The organism is Pseudomonas poae, assembly GCF_001439785.1.
Lineage (GTDB): Bacteria > Pseudomonadota > Gammaproteobacteria > Pseudomonadales > Pseudomonadaceae > Aquipseudomonas > Aquipseudomonas poae.
The window spans coordinates 34,232-52,147 of record NZ_JYLI01000011.1 but is presented as its reverse complement, the minus strand read 5'-3'; the positions used below and the strand labels follow the sequence as shown (position 1 = coordinate 52,147).

The 17,916-nt window shown below is 62.0% G+C and carries 16 protein-coding genes; 13 read left to right on the top strand and 3 right to left on the bottom strand.

Translation table 11 applies throughout. The annotated features are described in order from the left end of the window. Positions 1–14: 14 nt before the first annotated feature. A complete protein-coding gene (locus tag TU75_RS14655) occupies positions 15–728 on the bottom strand; it encodes a murein L,D-transpeptidase catalytic domain family protein (RefSeq protein ID WP_003232343.1) in 714 nt (237 codons plus the stop codon). Positions 729–769: 41 nt separating this feature from the next. Between TU75_RS14655 and TU75_RS14650 the strand changes: the two genes are divergently transcribed. From TU75_RS14650 to TU75_RS14640, 3 genes are all read left to right on the top strand, one after another. Further along, complete coding sequence (locus TU75_RS14650; protein WP_060549322.1) at positions 770–2,371, top strand: L,D-transpeptidase family protein; 1,602 nt, start codon at positions 770–772, stop codon at positions 2,369–2,371. Positions 2,372–2,625: 254 nt separating this feature from the next. Continuing rightward, a complete protein-coding gene (locus TU75_RS14645) occupies positions 2,626–3,168 on the top strand; it encodes a sigma-70 family RNA polymerase sigma factor (RefSeq protein ID WP_003232347.1) in 543 nt (180 codons plus the stop codon). Continuing rightward, the gene (locus tag TU75_RS14640) at positions 3,165–4,097 is read left to right on the top strand and encodes a FecR family protein (RefSeq protein WP_003232349.1); all 933 of its coding nucleotides are present in this window, start codon (positions 3,165–3,167) and stop codon (positions 4,095–4,097) included. The genes TU75_RS14645 and TU75_RS14640 overlap by 4 nt, the downstream gene beginning before the upstream one ends. 1 nt (position 4,098) lies before the next feature. Here TU75_RS14640 and TU75_RS14635 read toward each other — a convergent pair whose 3' ends face one another. Further along, complete coding sequence (locus tag TU75_RS14635; protein ID WP_060549321.1) at positions 4,099–5,916, bottom strand: sigma-54-dependent Fis family transcriptional regulator; 1,818 nt, start codon at positions 5,914–5,916, stop codon at positions 4,099–4,101. A 349-nt stretch (positions 5,917–6,265) separates the two neighbouring features. On the opposite strand from TU75_RS14635, the gene TU75_RS14630 reads away from it, so the two are divergent. The 9 genes from TU75_RS14630 (at position 6,266) to TU75_RS14590 (ending at position 16,087) form a co-directional block, all read left to right on the top strand. Continuing rightward, positions 6,266–7,360, top strand: coding sequence for an ABC transporter ATP-binding protein (locus TU75_RS14630; RefSeq protein WP_003232355.1), 1,095 nt, complete (start codon positions 6,266–6,268; stop codon positions 7,358–7,360). Further along, entirely contained in the window at positions 7,360–8,457 is a 1,098-nt protein-coding gene (locus tag TU75_RS14625) for an ABC transporter ATP-binding protein (RefSeq protein WP_015372334.1), read from the top strand. The genes TU75_RS14630 and TU75_RS14625 overlap by 1 nt, the downstream gene beginning before the upstream one ends. After that, positions 8,454–9,320 carry a carbohydrate ABC transporter permease gene (locus tag TU75_RS14620; RefSeq protein ID WP_003232359.1) on the top strand — a complete coding sequence of 289 codons (867 nt, stop codon included), beginning with the start codon at positions 8,454–8,456 and terminating at the stop codon, positions 9,318–9,320. The genes TU75_RS14625 and TU75_RS14620 overlap by 4 nt, the downstream gene beginning before the upstream one ends. Positions 9,321–9,330: 10 nt before the next feature. After that, positions 9,331–10,131, top strand: coding sequence for a carbohydrate ABC transporter permease (locus TU75_RS14615; RefSeq protein WP_060549320.1), 801 nt, complete (start codon positions 9,331–9,333; stop codon positions 10,129–10,131). 11 nt (positions 10,132–10,142) lie between these two features. After that, a complete protein-coding gene (locus TU75_RS14610) occupies positions 10,143–10,415 on the top strand; it encodes a DUF2160 domain-containing protein (protein ID WP_003232363.1) in 273 nt (90 codons plus the stop codon). A gap of 32 nt (positions 10,416–10,447) precedes the next feature. Beyond that, complete coding sequence (locus tag TU75_RS14605) at positions 10,448–12,190, top strand: ABC transporter substrate-binding protein (protein ID WP_003232365.1); 1,743 nt, start codon at positions 10,448–10,450, stop codon at positions 12,188–12,190. Between the two features lie 254 nt (positions 12,191–12,444). Then, on the top strand, positions 12,445–13,824 hold the full coding sequence (locus TU75_RS14600) for an iron-containing redox enzyme family protein (protein WP_060549408.1): 1,380 nt from the start codon (positions 12,445–12,447) through the stop codon (positions 13,822–13,824). A gap of 12 nt (positions 13,825–13,836) precedes the next feature. Further along, a complete protein-coding gene (locus TU75_RS14595) occupies positions 13,837–14,781 on the top strand; it encodes a methyltransferase (protein ID WP_060549319.1) in 945 nt (314 codons plus the stop codon). 58 nt (positions 14,782–14,839) lie between these two features. Further along, entirely contained in the window at positions 14,840–16,087 is a 1,248-nt protein-coding gene (locus tag TU75_RS14590) for a zinc-dependent alcohol dehydrogenase (protein WP_003232371.1), read from the top strand. A gap of 55 nt (positions 16,088–16,142) precedes the next feature. Here the strand turns inward: TU75_RS14590 and TU75_RS14585 are convergent, their stop codons facing one another. Then, complete coding sequence (locus TU75_RS14585) at positions 16,143–16,571, bottom strand: hypothetical protein (RefSeq protein WP_060549318.1); 429 nt, start codon at positions 16,569–16,571, stop codon at positions 16,143–16,145. Between the two features lie 166 nt (positions 16,572–16,737). Here TU75_RS14585 and TU75_RS14580 point away from each other — a divergent pair, with 166 nt between their 5' ends. Beyond that, a complete protein-coding gene (locus TU75_RS14580) occupies positions 16,738–17,739 on the top strand; it encodes an ABC transporter substrate-binding protein (RefSeq protein ID WP_003232374.1) in 1,002 nt (333 codons plus the stop codon). Positions 17,740–17,916 lie beyond the last annotated feature (177 nt).

Below are 17,916 nucleotides of genomic sequence, written 5' to 3'. Positions count from 1 at the left end.
TCGGTGGGGACAGGCTAACCGCCACGGATTGTACGGCTGGTTGCCACCTGTTGGGGCTTGCAATTGAGGTACGTGGAGGACTTCAGCCAGCGCTGGTCGGGATACCAGGAGAACATGAACTGCCCATCCTTGAGTTTGTCGACCACTTTGCGCGCCACCTGCGGACGTACGGCGGGGCAGCCCTGGCTGCGGCCGATACGGCCTTCGCGCTTGCTCCACAGTGGGCTGACGTAGTCGGCGGCGTGGATCACCAGGGCACGGTCGCGGGCCAGGTCATTGAACCCCGGCTCCAGGCCATCCATGCGCAGCGAGTAGCCATGGGTGCCCAGGTAGCTTTCCTGGGTGCGGAACAGGCCCAGGCTGGATTGATGGCTGCCTTCGAGGTTGGAAAACTGGGTGGCGAAATTTTCCCCGGAGTTGGCGCCGTGGGCCACCAGGTCGCGCAGCACCAGGGTTTGTTTGCGCAGGTCGAAGATCCACAGCCGACGGGCGGTCGAGGGCTGTGAGTAGTCAATCACGGCCAGGCGTTCGGAGCGTTCCTCGCCATTGTTGACCGCGCATTGCACTGCGCTCAGGGCGCTTTTCAGTACCGTGGGATTGAGTTCTGGAGCCGAGCGCGCCAGGCTGCTATACAACGTCGGAGGGTGGCCATTGGCGGCGAGCGTGACAGTGCTCAGAGTGGCCAGGGTCACCGTCATGAAACCGAGGCGACACATAAAAGTCAGCATCTACAGTACATCCCCCCAGCGGTAGGATCGGAGCAACGTCATTGTTCAAAAAACACGCATGTTACTTGAGCCTTTGCCTGATCGTTGCACCACTGGTCGCGACGGCCGACGAGCTGCCGCTGGAGACATTACCGGTTGTCGCGCCCGCCCCGTTGGCACTGGCTCCGGTGCAACAAGCCCTCACGCAATTGCCCGGCGTCTGCCCAGGCTTCGCCGCGCATGTGGACGCCGGCACCCTGACGCGCCTGCAAGCGTTTTACCAGCAGCAAGGTGATACGCCACTGTGGACCGCCGACGACCGTCGGCAAGCGTTGCACACCCAGTTGCAGCTGCTGGCCGACGATGGCCTGGACCCCGATCACTACCGCCTGCCCACTGCCGATGCCACGAGCAATGTGCTGTGCAGCGATATCGACACCAGCCGTCACTACCTGCAAGCCCTGCAGGATCTGCATTACGGGCGCCTGCAGCAATCGCGTTTCGAACCGCTGTGGCATTCCCAGCCGCCGACCGTCGATCCCACGCTTGAGGTGCTGGCATTGGCCGCCACCGGCCTGCAGGACATGGCGCAGGCGTTCGACCAGGCGCGGCCCAGCGCCGACCTCTACCGCAGCCTGCGCAATGTCTATTCCAGCGCGCGCCAACAGCCATTGCCGCATTGGGACCCGGTCGCCAGCGGCGCTTTGCTGCGTCCCGGCATGGAGGACCCGCGCGTGCCCGAGCTGGCGCGGCGCTTGTACCACGGTGGCTATCTCGCCAGCGAACCCAAGGGCAGCGCGAAGCAATACCGTCCGGAGCTGGTCGATGCGGTCAAGGCGTTCCAGCTCAGTCATTCGCTGCAGTCCGATGGGGTGATCGGTGCTGGCACCGTGGCCGAGTTGAACATCAGCCCGACGATGCGCCGCGAACAGTTGCGCATCAACCTTGAGCGTTTTCGCTGGCTGGCCCAGGACCTGGAGCCCGAAGGCGTGCTGGTCAACGTCGCGGCGGCGCAGTTGAGCGTTTACCAGAGCGGCATCCCGGTGTGGCAGACGCGTCTGCAGGTCGGCCGCGCCGAACGCCAGACGCCGCTGCTCAAGTCACGTATCACGCGGCTCACCCTCAACCCCACCTGGACCATCCCGCCCACGATCATGCGCGAGGACAAGCTCCCGGCCATCCGCCTGAACCCCGAATACCTGCGTCAGCAGAACCTGCAAGTGCTCGACCCGGAAGGCCGCCCGCTGGCGCCCGAGCAGATCGACTGGGCGCGACCCGGCAACATCCTGCTGCGTCAGCAGGCCGGGCCGCATAACCCGCTGGGCAAGATCGTGATGCGTTTCCCCAACCCGTATTCGGTGTACCTGCACGACACGCCGAGTCAGCCGCTGTTCACCAAGGGCCCGCGTGCGTTCAGCTCGGGGTGTGTGCGGGTCGAGCAGCCGCTGCTGCTGCGCGATTTGCTGGTGAGCCCGGCCGAGCGTGCGCGTACCGATGAGTTGTTGGCGACGGGGGTGACCCATGAGTTCAGACTGGCGACGCCGGTGCCGGTGTTGCTGGGGTACTGGACGGTGGAGGTGGATCGTCAGGGCGGGGTGGTGTATGCGCCGGATATTTATGGGCGGGATCTGGTGTTGATGAAGGCGATGGGGAGTGTGTTGTAGGGGGTATAGGTACCTGCGTGGCGAGCGGGCTTGCCCCGCGTTGGGGTGCGAAGCGCCCCCAATCAAGGAAAGCACGGTGTGCCTGATACTGCTCAGAGCCTGAATTTGGGCCTGCTGCGCAGCCCAACGCAGGGCAAGCCTGCTCGCCACACGTTTCCTTGTGCGAATGGCCTATCGAGAGCCTTGCTCCCGCAACGTTTTGCTGGCATTGTTCGCGCAATTGGTAACATTTCCCATTTGAGAAATTTTTGCGCATGCATGAGATTCCGGCCGCGTTGGGCGACTCTGTCCGCCAGCAAACGCTCACGGCACTGTACCGCGAGCATCATGGCTGGTTGCACGGCTGGCTGCGCCGCAAACTGGGCTGTTCGCAGCATGCGGCGGACCTCGCTCACGATGCGTTCATTCGCGTCCTGATGCTGGCCGAGCCGCAGGCGATCAAGGAGCCCCGCGCCTTTCTCGCGACCACGGCGGGCCGACTGTTGATCGACGGCGCACGGCGTCGGCGTATTGAAAGAGCGTATAGGGAGGCGCTGGTCATTCAATGCGAAGACGCCGGCATGCCAGATCCGGCGGCGATTCATGTGGCCCTGCAGGCCCTCGAACGGATTGCCGAAATGCTCGCCGGGCTGCCTGCCAAGGCCCGCGAAGCCTTCTTGCTGAGCCGCCTCGACGGGCTGACCTACCAGGAGATCGCCGAGCGCCTGGGCGTGTCCGCCAGCACCGTTAAAAACTACCTCTCCACCGCACTGGTGCACTGCTACCACAGCCTGCATGGGGCGGACCCGCTGTCGTGAGTTGCGAACAGATCATCCAGCAAGCGGCCAATTGGCTGACCCGCCTGCACGACGAAGACGTCACTGACGCCGAGCGCCAGGCGTTCAACCGCTGGTGCCAGGCTGACCCACGCCATGCCGTGGCCATCGAGCGCATGCGTTCGTTGTGGGGCAGTTTCGAGCCCTTGCCCGCGCGGCCGGCGCGTGTCGCCCTCAATCGCGCCTTTGCCCCCCGACGTGTTCGCGGCGCCCAAGTCGTGGGCCTGCTGGGAATGGTGCTGTGCGGCTGGCTGGGCCTGGAGCGTGGGCCGGTGTGGATGGCCGATCAGCGCACTGCCGTTGGCGAGCGCCGGCAGATCGTGCTGGAAGACGGCAGCCAATTGCAGCTCAACAGCAACTCGGCGGTGGACGTGAAATTCGATGGTCACCAACGGGTGCTCGAACTGCTGCAGGGCGAGCTGTGGGTGGACGTGGCCAAGGATGCGCAACGGCCGTTCGTGGTGCGCACCGACCAGGGCAGCGCCACCGCCCTGGGTACTCGTTACCTGGTCAAGCGTGCGGCGGACGACACCACGGTGGTGACCGTGATCGAATCCAGCGTGGCGGTCAAAGGCGCAGCCGAGGAGGGCGTCAAAGTGATGGCCGGCCAACGTGCCATCCTCGATCACGGCCACGCCACACCCGCGCAAGCGACGCCTGGCAGCGATCCGGACGCCTGGACCCGAGGCCTGCTCAAGGTCAATGACCAGCCGCTGAGCGACGTGCTGCAAACCCTGGCCAGCTACCGGCATGGCCTGGTGCGGTTCGATCCCCAGGCCCTGCGTGACCTGCGCGTATCCGGTGTGTTCAAGCTCGATGACACGACTGCCGCCCTTGCAGCGTTGGCGGATAATCTGCCGATCCAGGTGCAGAGCTTCACCGACCTGCTGGTGGTGGTGAAGCCGCGCTAGCTCAGCGTTCGTGACGGCGCAGGCGTTTGTAGAGGGTGTTGCGGCTCACCCCCAGTTCCCGCGCCAAGTGGGAAATATTGCCGCCGGCGGCCTTCAGGCGCTGGTTCAGGTCGGCGTCGTCGCCCAGGCACTCGGCGACGGGCTGCGGCGCCTCGGCCTTCAAGTCCACAAAAAAATCATCCGGCAGGTGCTCGGGGCGAATCGGCTGTTCCTCGGCCATGGCCAATGCCACCTGCAACACACTGCTCACCTGGCGCAGGTTGCCCGGCCACGGGTGGCGCTCGAACAGCGCCAGCACCTCGGCGCTCAGCCCGGCCCACTGGCTCGGCTCGCGATGCTGCTGCCACAGTTGCTGGAATAACGCCCGCTTGTCGGTACGTTCGCGCAGCGCCGGCAGCTCCAGGGTCAGGCCGCCGATGCGGTAGTACAGATCCTCACGAAAACGCCCGCTCTGCACCCGTTCGCGCAGCGCACGGTTGGTCGCCGAGATAATGCGCAGATCCACCGGGAACAGCTCGCTGCTGCCCACCGGCTGCACGCAGCGCTCCTGCAACACGCGCAACAGGCGGGCCTGGGTCGGCAGGGGCATGTCGCCGATTTCGTCGAGAAACAGCGTGCCTTTGTCGGCCTTGCGAATCAGGCCAATGCTGCCTTTCTGGCTGGCGCCGGTGAATGCACCTTTTTCATAGCCAAACAGCTCCGACTCCACCAGCTCAGCGGGAATCGCCGCACAGTTCACTGCGATAAACGCCTGCCGGCTGCGGGAACTGGCCTGGTGCAGGGCCTTGACGAACACTTCCTTGCCCACCCCGGTCTCGCCGTGAATCAGCAGCGGGATGTCTTTCTCCAGCAGGCGCTCTGCCTGGCGTACGGCTTTTTCCACGCGTGCGTCGCCAAAGTGCAGGGTGTTAAGGCCAATCGGCGCGGGCTTTGGCGCGGTCGGCTGAGTGAACACGCGCGCCTGCACCGGTATCTGTTTGGGGCGCTTCAATAAACACTGGAAGCGATTGCGTCCCGCCGCCTGCAACGAAAAGGGCAGGCCTTCGGGCTGATTGAGCAATTCCAGCAGCGACACCTTGAACAGGCTGTCGATCATCGCCCCCGACAGGCTGATGCCCAGCAGGTTATCGGCGCGACGGTTGGCCGAGAGCACCTGGCCGCTTTCATCGAAAATCAGCAGGCCGGCCCATTGGCTGTCGAGGTTGCTCAGACCGGTGTTGAAGGTCAGTTGAAAGTGCTCGCTGCGAAACAGGTTGAGGATCAGCCGGTTTTCCACGGTCTGACTCATCATCTTGACCATGCCCAGGGTGTGGGAGGGCGGCAGGTAGCTGTCGCTCGACACATCCAGCACCGCGATGATCTCGCGCTGGGCATCGAAGATCGGCGCTGCGGAGCCGGTCATGAAGCGGTTGGCCTTGAGGAAGTGTTCATCGTGCTCGATGTGCACCGCCTGCGCACACGCCAGCGCGGTGCCGATGGCGTTGGTGCCGCTGGAGCGCTCCATCCAGCTGGCGCCGGCGCTGAAACCGCGAGCCAGGTTGGGCTCGATAAAGCGTTGGGTGCCCCACGAAGTCAGCACCTGGCCCTGGTTGTCGGCCAGCATGATCAGGCAGTTGGAATTGCTGAGGATGTTTTCGTAGTAGGGCAGCACTTCCTGATGGGTGGTCTGTACCAGGGAATGCTGGCTCTCCAGCAGCCGGCTGATGCCCTCGGCGGGCAGTTGGTCAAAGCTGGGCGCGCTCTGGTGGTCCAGGCCAAAGGCGCGGCAACGGCGCCAGGATTCCTGGATGAGAGTGTCGTGAGCCAGTGGTTCGGCCATGGTGTGACCTGCATTTTTATTGTTATTGGGCTTGCACAATCTAAGGGTTGTAACCCGGCCAATGTGGGAAGGGGGCTTGCTCCCGATGACGGTGGGTCAGTCAGCTTGTTGCCGCTGATCCACTGCAATCGGGAGCTAGCCCCTCCCACATTTGATCTTCATTGCCCGTAAAGTGTTGTTCAGCACTGTTCATTGTCAACCCCCAAACTGTTCAGTTGTTCAGCCCGATTGTTCATGTCCAGGCGGCCTGTTCACTGCATTTCCTTACGGATCAATCACCTGCCGTTATTGGCACGAAACTCGCTCTGTCGACTGGCCAGATTCATTCCAATAATAAAAAGGTCGTGTCATGTCATTGACCCTGGAACATGTCTCCCGCGTCGTCGAAGGCCAGGTCTGGATCGACGATGCCAACCTGCGTTTCGAAGCCGGTTCCTTCAACGTATTGCTCGGCCGCACCCTGTCCGGCAAGACCAGCCTGATGCGCCTGATGGCCGGGCTGGACAAGCCCGACAGCGGCCGCATCCTGATGCACGGCGTGGACGTCACCCACAAGCCGGTGCGCCTGCGCAACGTGTCGATGGTGTACCAGCAGTTCATTAACTACCCGACCATGACCGTGTTCGAAAACATCGCCTCGCCGTTGCGCCAGGCCGGCGTGGCGGACGACGTGATTCAGAGCAAGGTGCTGGAAACCGCGCGCATGCTGCGCATCGAGAAGTTCCTCAAGCGCCACCCGCTGGAGTTGTCCGGTGGCCAGCAGCAACGCACGGCCATGGCCCGCGCGCTGGTCAAGGACGCCGAGCTGATCCTGTTCGACGAGCCGCTGGTGAACCTGGACTACAAACTGCGCGAAGAGCTGCGTCAGGAAATGCGCGAGTTGTTCGCGGCGCGCCACACCATCGCGATTTATGCCACCACCGAACCCAACGAGGCCCTGGCCCTGGGCGGCACCACCACCATCCTGCACGAAGGCCGGGTGATCCAGAGCGGCAAGGCCGCCGAGGTCTACCACCAGCCGCAGAGCGTGTTGGCTGCCGAACTGTTCTCCGAACCACCGATCAACCTGATGCCCGGGCGTATCAGCGGCAATGAAGTGAGCTTTGCCAACTTCGTGCACTTCCCGCTCAACGTCGATCTGCGCCCCATTGGCGAGGGCGAATTTCGCTTCGGCGTGCGCCCCAGCCATATCAGCCTGGTGCCGAGCAACGACGACGACCTGGAGCTGGCGGTCACGGTGGAAGTCGCCGAGATCAGCGGCTCGGAAACCTTCCTGCATGTGCGCAGTGAGCACTTCCTGCTGGTGCTGCATTTGCCGGGGGTGCATGAATACGACGTCGATGCGCCGATCCGCGTGTATATCCCCACCCATAAACTGTTTGTGTTCGATGCCGAGGGCCGCCTGGTCCAGGCGCCCGGGCGCCGTGTCGCGAGGGTTGCCTGATGGCCGAGATCCATTTGCAGAACCTGGCGCACAGCTACAGCGCAGCGCCCGCCGGCCCTGAGGACTACGCGATTCGCGCCATGAACCACGTCTGGGAGCAGGGCGGTGCCTACGCCTTGCTCGGCCCCTCGGGCTGCGGCAAGTCGACCCTGCTCAATATCATCTCCGGCCTGCTCAGCCCGTCCGAAGGCCAGGTGCTGTTCGACGGCAAGGTGGTCAACGACCTCACACCGGAGAAACGCAACATCGCCCAGGTGTTCCAGTTCCCGGTGGTGTACGACACCATGACGGTGTTCGACAACCTGGCCTTCCCCCTGCGCAACCAGGGCATGGCCGAGGCGAAGGTTCACAGCAAGGTGGCGGAAATTGCCGAAGTGCTGGACCTGCAAAATCTGCTGAGCAAGAAGGCGCGCAACCTCACTGCCGACGAAAAACAGAAAGTCTCGATGGGCCGTGGCCTGGTGCGCGACGACGTGTCGGCCATCCTGTTCGACGAACCGCTGACGGTGATTGACCCGCACCTGAAGTGGAAACTGCGGCGCAAGCTCAAGCAGATCCACGAGCAGTTCAACATCACCATGGTCTACGTCACCCACGACCAGTTGGAGGCTTCGACCTTCGCCGACAAGATCGCGGTGATGTACGGCGGGCAGATCGTGCAGTTTGGTACGCCCAGGGACTTGTTCGAGCGCCCCAGCCACACCTTTGTCGGCTATTTCATCGGCAGCCCCGGGATGAACCTCATCGAGGTGCAGGCCGAGGCGGGCGGGGTGCGCTTTGCCGGTACGCACCTGCCACTGTCCGAGGCGTTGCAACAGCGCCTCGCCGCTGCGGACTATAAAAAATTGCAGGTGGGCATTCGTCCGGAATTCATCCACGTGTGGGACGAGTACAACCCTGACGCCCTGCAGGCCGATGTCACGCATCTGGAAGACCTTGGCACCTACAAGATCATCACCCTCAAGCTCGACGGCGCGGTGCTCAAGGTGCGCCTGGCCGAAGACAAACCGGTGCCCGAGGGCAGGGTGTCGATCAGTTTTCCCGCACAGTGGCTGATGCTGTATGCCGACGATTACCTGCTGGAGGTGCTGCCATGAACAAGGTGCAGAACAACAAGGCGTGGTGGCTGGTGTTGCCGGTGTTCCTGCTGGTGGCCTTCAGCGCGGTGATCCCGATGATGACCGTGGTCAACTACTCGGTGCAGGACATTTTCGATCAGTCCAGCCGCTACTTCGTCGGCGCCGACTGGTACAAACAGGTGCTGCTCGACCCGCGCCTGCACGACTCGCTGGTGCGCCAGTTCATCTATTCGGCCTGCGTGCTGCTGATCGAAATCCCCCTGGGCATCGCCATCGCCCTGACCATGCCGACAAAGGGGCGCTGGTCGTCGCTGGTGCTGATCATCCTGGCGATTCCCCTGCTGATTCCGTGGAACGTGGTGGGCACCATCTGGCAGATCTTCGGCCGCGCCGACATCGGCCTGCTCGGCTATAGCCTCAATGCCCTGGGCATCAGCTACAACTACGCAGCGAATACGGCGGACGCGTGGGTTACCGTGCTGGTGATGGACGTGTGGCACTGGACCTCGCTGGTGGCGTTGCTGTGCTACTCGGGCCTGCGTGCGATTCCGGATGTTTACTACCAGGCGGCGAGGATTGATCGTGCGTCGGCGTGGGCGGTGTTCCGCCATATCCAGCTGCCCAAGATGAAAAGCGTGCTGCTGATCGCGGTGATGCTGCGCTTCATGGACAGCTTCATGATCTACACCGAGCCCTTCGTGCTGACGGGCGGCGGGCCGGGTAACGCCACCACCTTCCTCAGCCAGACGCTGACCCAGATGGCCGTCGGCCAATTCGACCTCGGTCCGGCGGCGGCGTTTTCCCTGGTGTACTTCCTGATCATCCTGTTGGTGTCCTGGCTGTTCTACACCGCCATGACCCACTCCGACGCCAACCGCTGAGGCCGCCAACATGAGCAAACGCAAGCTAATCCCGTTGCTGATCTACATCCTGTTCCTGCTGGTGCCGATCTACTGGCTGTTGAACATGTCCTTCAAGAGCAACACCGAAATCCTCGGCGGGCTGACGTTGTTTCCGCAGGATTTCACCCTGGCCAACTATAAGGTGATCTTCACCGACCCGAGCTGGTACACCGGTTACCTCAACTCGCTGTACTACGTGAGCCTGAACACGGTGATCTCCCTGAGCGTGGCGCTGCCCGCCGCGTACGCGTTTTCGCGCTACCGCTTCCTTGGCGACAAGCACCTGTTCTTCTGGCTGCTGACCAACCGCATGGCACCCCCGGCGGTGTTTTTGCTGCCGTTTTTCCAGCTGTATTCGTCCATCGGCCTGTTCGATACGCATATTGCGGTGGCGCTGGCGCACTGCCTGTTCAACGTGCCGCTGGCGGTATGGATCCTGGAGGGCTTCATGTCCGGGGTACCCAAGGAAATCGACGAAACCGCCTACATCGACGGCTATAGTTTTCCCAAGTTCTTCGTGAAGATTTTTATCCCGCTGATCGGCTCGGGTATCGGCGTCACGGCGTTTTTCTGCTTCATGTTTTCCTGGGTCGAATTGCTGCTGGCACGCACGCTCACGTCGGTCAATGCCAAGCCTATTGCGGCAGTGATGACGCGCACGGTGTCGGCATCGGGCATTGACTGGGGTGTGCTGGCAGCGGCGGGGGTGTTGACCATCCTGCCGGGCATGCTGGTGATCTGGTTTGTTCGCAACGACGTGGCCAAGGGCTTTGCCCTGGGCCGGGTCTAGAGGAATCGATGATGGAATGGATGGCCTGGACCACCCCCACGGCGCTGTTCTTTGGCGGCATCGCGCTGATTCTGGCGGGCATGACCACCTGGGAACTGCGCTCGCCGAGCATCCCCCGGCGCGGGTTTCTGCCGATCAGCACCACGCGTGGTGATCGTTTGTTTATCGGTCTTCTCGGCAGCGCCTACCTGCATTTGCTGGTGATCGGCGTTACCGACTGGAGCATCTGGGTGGCGTCCGCGCTCTCCCTGGTATGGCTGTTGAGTGTGATGCGTTGGGGCTAGTGCCCTTGTGAATAAACAACCAGGAGGTCTCTATGTTGAATAACAACAATAAGCTGCGACATAGCATTTCATTGGCTGCCGTACTGGCCCTCAGCGGTTTGAGCGCGTCGGCCTGGGCCGATGCGTACGAAGATGCCGCGAAAAAATGGATCGGCAGCGAGTTCAAACCGTCCACCCTCACGGCCGAACAACAGTTGGAGGAATTGAAGTGGTTTATCAAGGCCGCCGAACCGTTCCGTGGGATGAAGATCAACGTGGTGTCGGAAACCCTCACCACCCACGAGTATGAGTCCAAGGTACTGGCCAAGGCCTTCAGCGAAATCACCGGCATCAAGCTGACCCATGACCTGCTGCAAGAAGGCGACGTGGTGGAGAAACTGCAGACCCAGATGCAGTCCGACAAGAATATCTATGACGGCTGGGTCAACGATTCCGATTTGATCGGTACGCACTTTCGCTATGGCAAGACCGAATCGATCACCGATCTGATGGCCAATGAAGGCAAGGACTTCACCTCGCCGACCCTGGACCTCAAGGACTTCATCGGCCTGTCGTTCACCACCGCACCGGACGGCAAGCTGTATCAGCTGCCCGACCAGCAGTTCGCCAACCTCTACTGGTTCCGCGCCGACTGGTTCGAGCGGCCTGAGCTGAAAGCCAAATTCAAGGAAAAGTACGGCTACGATCTCGGCGTGCCGGTGAACTGGTCAGCTTATGAAGACATCGCCAAGTTCTTCAGCGAAGACGTCAAGGAAATCGACGGCAAGCGCATCTACGGGCACATGGATTACGGCAAGAAAGACCCGTCCCTGGGCTGGCGCTTCACCGATGCCTGGTTCTCCATGGCCGGCGGCGGCGACAAGGGCCTGCCCAACGGTTTGCCGGTGGACGAGTGGGGCATCCGCGTGGAGGACTGCCACCCGGTGGGCTCCAGCGTCACCCGTGGCGGCGACACCAACGGCCCGGCCGCTGTGTTCGCTACCCAGAAATACGTGGACTGGATGAAAGCCTACGCGCCACCGGAAGCGGCGGGCATGACCTTCTCCGAATCCGGCCCGGTGCCGTCCCAAGGCAACATCGCCCAGCAGATCTTCTGGTACACCGCGTTCACCGCCGACATGGTCAAGCCGGGCCTGCCGGTGGTGAATGCCGACGGCACGCCGAAATGGCGCATGGCGCCGTCGCCGGTCGGACCGTACTGGGAAAAGGGCATGAAGAAGGGCTATCAGGACGTGGGCTCCTGGACCTTCCTCAAATCCACCCCGGAGAAACAGAAACTCGCGGCCTGGCTGTACGCGCAGTTCGTGACGTCAAAAACCGTATCGCTGAAAAAGACCATCGTCGGCCTGACGCCGATTCGTGAGTCCGACATCAACTCCCAGGCCATGACCGACATGGCGCCCAAGCTCGGTGGACTGGTGGAGTTCTACCGCAGCCCGGCGCGCACCGAGTGGTCGCCGACCGGCACCAACGTGCCCGACTATCCACGGTTGGCGCAATTGTGGTGGAGCAACATCGCCGCAGCGGCCAGCGGCGAGAAAACCCCGCAACAGGCGCTGGACAACCTGGCCAAGGAACAGGATGCGATCATGACGCGCCTGGAACGCTCCAAGGTGCAGCCGGTGTGCGGTCCGAAAATGAACCCCGAGCGCGACGCGCAATACTGGTTCGATCAACCGGGCGCTCCCAAGCCGAAACTGGCCAACGAGAAACCCAAAGGCGAAACCGTGAACTACAACGACCTGCTCAAGCAGTGGGAGGCGGCGCGCAAATAACGAGGCCGAACCGGCAAGCAGGCCTGTTGTAAAGCAGGTCTGTTGCGGCGAGCAGGGCAAGCCTGCTCGCCACAGGTATCTGGGTGCCCCTTGCTATTGCGCTCATAGACCACTGATCCCCACTGTCCCAACCCCGATTGAATTTTCCGCACTGCCCGACGCTCTGCACTTTAGAGGCGCCTGCTAACGCGCGCCCGTTTGGGGTCTTCATGGTTGAAGGCCAGATTGCATCGGACTTTGCGGGAACTGCCATCATGACCCTGTTAACGGCGCTGTCGGGCCAGCCGGCCTCTGTTCATCACTCAAGCCACGGCCACTATCAGCGGGTGTACCAACAGCTCTACAACGAAACCCCCAATGCCCGCGAGCTGGCGCACGAGTTTCTGCAAAGCCAGCTGGCGCAAGTGCAACACGCCGCCAGCGAGTTGCCCGATACCCCCGAGCAACTGCCCGCCTGGGTGGAGCAGCGCTGCACCGCCGTGGCCGAGCAATACGCCGAGTACCTTGAACAGCGCCAGCAGGGCCGGCCACGCCGTTACTTTCAGAACAAGGCCCATGCGCTCTACGTGCTGCAGCGCGTGGCGCCGACCAAATACGTCGACGGCGCCTGGCTCTACGGCCTGTTGCGTTACTGGCAGGATCAGCGCTTCGACGGCCTGCTCACCACCTACCTGGAAGAATTGGGCGACGGCGAAGCCGCGCAGAACCATGTGGTGATCTACCGTAAATTGCTCAGCGATCACGATGCCGACAGCGAGGCTGGGGTCGAGGATGAACATTACTTGCAAGGTGCCCTGCAACTGGCCCTGGGGCTATGTGCCGAGCAGTTTCTGCCGGAAATCATCGGCTATAACCTCGGCTATGAGCAGTTGCCCCTGCACCTGCTGATCACGTCCTACGAACTGAGCGAACTGGGCATCGACCCGTATTACTTCACCCTGCATGTCACCATCGACAACGCCGGCAGCGGCCATGCCTGCAAGGCGGCGCAGTCGGTGTTGAGCCTGTTGCCGCTGGGCGAGGGCAGAGACGAATTCTACCGACGTGTGGCCCAGGGCTATCGCCTCAACGACCTCGGCGCGGGCACCACCGCCGTCATAGAGGGCTTCAACCTGCAGGATGAGGTGGTGGCCATGTTGGAGCGCAAGCGCAGCTTCGGTCAGCACATGCATTCGGACTATTGCCGTTTCGAAGGCAAGACCGTCAACCAATGGCTGGCCAAGCCGGGCCAGATCGGCGATTTCCTCACCGCATTGCAGGACAAAGGCTGGATCAAGCGCGACCACGACCCGGCCGAAAGCCGCTTCTGGCAACTGATCGAAGGCGCTGGCGCAGCGATGTTCGGCGCTTTCAGCGGCTATGAAAAACAAGTGCTGCACGATTGGATTGCCGGCAGTTGGGTCAGCCCGCAGCGGGTGCCGCCAGTACGGCCGGGGCGCGGCAGCCGCTTTTCCCGCGAGCAGCATCGCCCGGCAGACCCGGACACCCAGGCCCTGGTGGAATCACTGTGGCAACTGCCCGACGAGCAGCAGATCAACACCCTGATCCCGTGGATGTCCGCGCGCCGCCACTGCCTGCCCGTGGGCCTGTATGCCACTCGCCGTTTTATCCAGTTACGTGCGCGTCTGCGCTGAGGAAGCCTGCTTATGTCTGCACAACAACTCGCCGATCGCGCGTTGCTCAACCTGGGCCGGGGCCTGAAGGAAAGCGGCTATCGCTTTATCACGCCGACGCCTTTGACCCACGAACGTGTCTTCAAACGCCTGGCCACGCCGCTGGCGATGAACCTGCGCGATGTGTTCGGCTGGTCGATGCCGTTCGACAGCGACCTGATGCCCGACGCCTTTCGCGACGAGCTGTGCCAGGCCGGCGTGATCGAAAAACAGGACGCCCTGTGGCGCAGCACGGTGCGCTGGTCGAGCCTGGGTGAGCTGCTGTTTGCCCATTCGCCGTATCCCACCACCCAGGCCGACGCGGTGTTCTTTGGCCCCGACAGCTACCGGTTCGCCCACGTCATCGACGCCCATCTACAGCAGCGCTTCGAGCCGTTGCGGCGAGCGGTGGACATTGGCTGTGGCGCCGGTGTCGGTGCATTGGTGGTCGCCCAGGCACGGCATGACGCCGAGGTGCTGGCAGTGGACATCAATCCCCAGGCCCTGCGCATGACGGCGGTGAATGCCGAGCTGGCCGGGCTGAACAATGTCAGCGTGTACCAGAGCGACATCCTGGCAAGCGTCGAGGGCACGTTCGACCTGATCGTCGCCAATCCGCCCTACATGAACGACGACGGCCAGCGCGCCTATCGCCATGGCGGCGGCGCGTTGGGCGAGCAGTTGTCGCTGCGCATCCTCGACCAGGCACTGCAACGCCTGTCCCTGGGCGGCAGCCTGGTGCTCTACACCGGCGTGGCGATGGTGGCCGGTACCGACCCGTTTCTGGAGGCCGCGCGGCCTTTGCTGGGCAGCGATGCGTTCGGCTGGACCTATCGCGAACTGGACCCCGATGTGTTCGGCGAAGAACTCGATAAACCCGGCTATGAGCGCGTGGAGCGGATCGCCGTGGTCGCCCTCACCGTGACCCGCTTGCGGTGACGGGCTGTAATTCAGATGCAGTCAATTCAGAGGCAGTCAACTCAAAGGAGAGCAACCGATGCGAGCCATGACCTATCAAGGCGCCCATAAGGTGCAGGTGGACACCGTCCCCGATCCCATCATTGAACAACCCGACGACATCATCCTGCGCGTCACGGCCACTGCCATCTGCGGTTCCGACCTGCACCTGTATCGGGGCAAGATCCCCACGGTGGAACACGGCGATATTTTCGGCCATGAATTCATGGGCATCGTCGAAGAAACCGGCCCGGCAGTCACGGCAGTGCAGCGCGGCGACCGGGTGGTGATCCCGTTTGTGATTGCCTGTGGTGATTGCTTCTTTTGCCAGCTGCAGCAATTTGCCGCCTGCGAAACCACCAACGACGGCCGAGGTGCGATCCTCAATAAAAAGGCGATCCCACCGGGTGCCGCGCTGTTCGGCTACAGCCGCCTGTATGGCGGTGTGCCGGGTGGCCAGGCCGAACTGGTGCGGGTGCCCAAGGCCAACACCGGACCGTTCAAGGTGCCCGGCACTCTGGCCGATGAAAAGGTGCTGTTCCTCTCGGACATCCTGCCCACCGCCTGGCAGGCCGTGACCAATGCGGGCATCGGAAAAGGCTCAAGCGTGGCAATCTATGGCGCCGGCCCGGTGGGCCTGCTCAGTGCGGCCTGCGCGCAGATGCTGGGCGCCGAGCAGATCTTCATGGTCGATGACCACCCGTATCGGCTGGCCTATGCGCAGAAAATGTACGGCGTGATCCCGATCAATTTCGAGGAAGACGACGACCCCGCCGACACCATCATCCGTCAGACCGCCGGCATGCGCGGCGTCGATGGCGTGGTGGATGCGGTGGGTTTCGAGGCCAAGGGCAGCACCACCGAAACGATCCTCACCACGCTCAAGATCGAAGGCAGTAGCGGCAAGGCGTTGCGCCAATGCATTGCGGCCGTGCGCCGTGGTGGGGTGGTCAGCGTGGCGGGGGTGTATGCCGGGTTTATCCATGGCTTCATGTTTGGCGATGCGTTCGACAAAGGCCTCACGTTCAAGATGGGCCAGACCCACGTGCAGCGCTTTTTGCCTGAGCTGCTTGAGCATATTGAGCTGGGGCACCTCAATCCCGAAGCGATCGTGACCCATCGACTGTCGCTGGAGCAGGCTGCGCGCGGGTACGAGCTGTTTGACAAGGGCGAAGAGGATTGCCGCAAGGTGATCCTGATGCCAGGGATCGATGATCGGCCGCTGGTGGAGCCGCTGGAAGAAGAGCTGACGCCGGAGTTTCGTGTGCAGGGCGTGCAGGGCTTTTGAGGCTCAATGTGAGAGAGGGGCAAGCCCCTCTCTCACATGTGCATGTGTTTTGGCTTCAGGCCGCTTGTGGCTGAAGGTGCAGTTCGCCTTCCACATCCTTGACCAGCCCGCTGGCCAGGAACAGCGGTGCCACACGCTTGTGCAGCTGCGGCTCGACAAACGCTCTCACCGTGTTCAGATCCAGCGCGCCACTGTGCGGCAATTCGGCTTTGGTGTACGACAGCCACGCCTTCTTCAACGCCATCAGCACATCACTGCCCGCCGTCGAGGCGAAGCGGCGGTGGGTGGGTTTCGCGTCAAAGGTGAAGGTGTGCTGGAACGCATAGCCGCTCTCGTCACCGCCACCGGCAACGCAGCGTACGCAGGTGCACGCGCCATCGCCGAACGCGCTCTGCAGGTAGGCGTTGAAGTCCACCACGTTCTTGAGTGACAGGCGCTTATCCACCTCGAACAGGTCTCCGGTCATTTTTTCGTCAGTGTTCAACGTCGATTTCCTCGCAGGTCGGCGGCAGTATTCTAAAGCGCGGCACAATAACAGCCGAGCGTTGGCTTGAGAATTATTTGCATAACAATAGATCCCGATATTCTTTTCCAGTCTTAAAAATCGTCGCTACGCTCAGTCACCTTTACGACAACGCGGCAGACCTTTCATGACGTTCAAACGTGCTTCCCTGACCCTGCTGGCCGTCGCGAGCGCCTTGCTCAGCGTTGGTGCCCAAGCCGAAGGCAAAATCAGCATCGCCCAGCAGTTCGGCATTGGCTACCTGATCCTCGACGTAGTGCGCGACCAGCACCTGATCGAAAAACACGGTAAGGAACAGGGACTGGATATTCAGGTGGAATGGAACAGCATTTCCGGCGCCACCGCCATGAACGAATCGCTGCTCGCCGGCGCACTGGACGTGGTCTCTGCCGGGGTACCGCCGATGCTCACCCTATGGGACCGTACCAAGGGCAAACAGAACGTCAAGGCCATCGCCTCCCTGGGCTCGATGCCCAACTACCTGCTCACCAACAACCCTGACGTGAAGGCCCTCAAGGACTTCACCGAAAAAGACCGCATCGCCGTGCCTGCCGCCGGCGTGGGTTTCCAGTCGCGCACCCTGCAAATCGAAACGGCCAGGCAGTTTGGCGATGCCAACTACAAGAAGTTCGATGATATCTCCATCAGCCTGGCCCACCCCGACGCCACGGCGGCGCTGATTGCCGGTGGGTCGGAGATTAATGCGCACTTCTCCAGCCCGCCGTTTCAGTATCAGGAATTGTTGAATCCCAAGGTGCACAAGGTGCTCAGTTCTTACGACATTCTGGGCGGGCCGGCTACGTTCAATGTGCTTTATACGACGCAGAAGTTTCACGACGAAAATCCCAGGACCTACAAGGCTTTTTACGCTGCCTTGGCTGAAGCCGAGCAGATTATCAAGGCTGACAAGCCGGCGGCGGCCAAGGCTTACATCCGGATAGAACAGTCGAAGTTGCCGCTGGAGCTGGTTGAGAAAATCGTGCAGGACCCGGAGATTGATTTCACTATCGTGCCACAGCGGACCTATATCTATGCCGAGAAATTGCAGGCGTTGGGGGTGTTGAAGAATAAGGCGGGGAGTTGGAAGGATTATTTTTTTGAAGAGGCTTATGGGGGGGAGGGGGGGTGATTCTGATGGGTGGGCTTGGGTGCATATCCTTTGCTGCGGTAACGGCCACTTAGGGTTCCGCTTTTACAGCGGGTCACTTTTGGAAAAGAGCCCCAAAAGTAACCAAAAGGGCTCTTGCCCCAACACTCGGTGCCTCGCCCAGGCTCGGCATGCCCTCACTCCGGCTTTGGAGCGTGG